The 364-nt window shown below is 55.2% G+C and carries 1 protein-coding gene; it reads right to left on the bottom strand.

What is annotated here, in order from left to right; translation table 11 throughout:
* Positions 1–329: hypothetical protein (locus SB765_RS28305; RefSeq protein ID WP_410932311.1), on the bottom strand; the 329-nt coding region annotated here is incomplete at its 3' end.
* Between the last annotated feature and the right edge of the window lie 35 nt (positions 330–364).

Genomic DNA, 364 nt, shown 5'->3' with positions numbered 1-364 from the left:
AAGAACAATAAAAGGGGGCTTACATGAGTTGTCTGATCTGCGCAGGGCAGGCTGAAACTGTCGAATGCGCCCACGGATGGGAAGCGCGGTGTTGTTCCCGATGTGGATGTTACCGAATGTCCCAAACGCTCATCCTGACCATGATGGAGGAGGGGCAGATTTTCGATACTGCGCGAATGCGCGAATGGCTGACGGCTCGGCGCGTTCAGGACGCTGTGCCTTCGATCGACCATCATCAGGCGATACTGGCCCGCTGACAGGGTAATCAATCCGGTACGGCAACCCCGGACATTTCGATCAGACTGCGGCATCATGGTTTGCTCAATCATCACCTGATGCCGGAGACAACGATGATCAAGACTGG

The organism is Pseudomonas sp. SIMBA_067 (assembly GCF_046534675.1).
GTDB lineage: Bacteria > Pseudomonadota > Gammaproteobacteria > Pseudomonadales > Pseudomonadaceae > Aquipseudomonas > Aquipseudomonas putida.
The sequence above is the reverse complement of the archived record's forward strand: the minus strand, read 5'-3'. Positions and strand labels throughout refer to the sequence as shown.